1 tRNA gene and 2 rRNA genes are annotated in these 1,480 nt (G+C 49.9%); all 3 read right to left on the reverse strand.

The features are described from left to right. Window positions 1-695 (reverse strand): 23S ribosomal RNA (locus ABZ319_RS40390); the annotation flags it as partial. Between the two features lie 122 nt (window positions 696-817). Beyond that, a tRNA-Ala gene (locus tag ABZ319_RS40395) sits at window positions 818-890 on the reverse strand. Between the two features lie 51 nt (window positions 891-941). Continuing rightward, window positions 942-1,480 (reverse strand): 16S ribosomal RNA (locus ABZ319_RS40400); the annotation flags it as partial.

Raw genomic sequence — 1,480 nt, forward strand, 5'->3', positions numbered from 1 at the left:
CATGATACTAAAGCGCCCTATTCAGACTCGGTTTCCCTGCGGCTCCGTCTCTTCAACTTAACCTCGCATCATATCGTAACTCGCCGGTTCATTCTACAAAAGGCACGCTCTCACCCATTAACGGGCTCGAACTTGTTGTAGGCACACGGTTTCAGGTTCTATTTCACTCCCCTCCCGGGGTGCTTTTCACCTTTCCCTCACGGTACTGGTTCACTATCGGTCACTAGGGAGTATTTAGGGTTGGGAGATGGTCCTCCCAGATTCCGACGGGATTTCACGTGTCCCGCCGTACTCAGGATACTGCTAGGTACAAAGACTATTTTAAATACGAGGCTATTACTCTCTTTGGCTGATCTTCCCAAATCATTCTTCTATAGTCTTTGAGTCCACATTGCAGTCCTACAACCCCGAAGAGTAAACTCTTCGGTTTGCCCTCCTGCCGTTTCGCTCGCCGCTACTAAGGCAATCGCTTTTGCTTTCTCTTCCTGCAGCTACTTAGATGTTTCAGTTCACTGCGTCTTCCTCCTCACATCCTTAACAGATGTGGGTAACAGGTAGTACCTGTTGGGTTCCCCCATTCGGAAATCCCTGGATCATCGCTTACTTACAGCTACCCAAGGCATATCGTCGTTTGTCACGTCCTTCTTCGGCTCCTAGTGCCAAGGCATCCACCGTGCGCCCTTATTAACTTAACCTTATTTTTTGACCTTTCAGTCATAAACTCTTTTAATACTACAGCGTTTCGGTTTATTTTCTTGTTACTATTTGATATAGATATTCAATTTTCAATGTGCATTACTTGGTGATCTCTCACCAATGGAGCCTAGCGGGATCGAACCGCTGACCTCCTGCGTGCAAAGCAGGCGCTCTCCCAGCTGAGCTAAGGCCCCACAAGACCTCTCAAGACTAAACAAGACCAATGTGCAGTTCCTTATCCTTAGAAAGGAGGTGATCCAGCCGCACCTTCCGATACGGCTACCTTGTTACGACTTCACCCCAATCATCTATCCCACCTTAGGCGGCTGGCTCCTAAAAGGTTACCTCACCGACTTCGGGTGTTACAAACTCTCGTGGTGTGACGGGCGGTGTGTACAAGGCCCGGGAACGTATTCACCGCGGCGTGCTGATCCGCGATTACTAGCGATTCCGACTTCATGTAGGCGAGTTGCAGCCTACAATCCGAACTGAGACTGGCTTTCAGAGATTAGCTTGCCGTCACCGGCTTGCGACTCGTTGTACCAGCCATTGTAGCACGTGTGTAGCCCAGGTCATAAGGGGCATGATGATTTGACGTCATCCCCACCTTCCTCCGGTTTATTACCGGCAGTCTCGCTAGAGTGCCCAACTAAATGATGGCAACTAACAATAGGGGTTGCGCTCGTTGCGGGACTTAACCCAACATCTCACGACACGAGCTGACGACAACCATGCACCACCTGTCACCTCTGTCCCGAAGGAAAGCACTAGAGATAGAGCTTTC

It is taken from the genome of Nocardia sp. NPDC005978 (assembly GCF_040614455.1).
In the GTDB taxonomy this organism is placed as follows: Bacteria; Actinomycetota; Actinomycetes; order Mycobacteriales; family Mycobacteriaceae; genus Nocardia.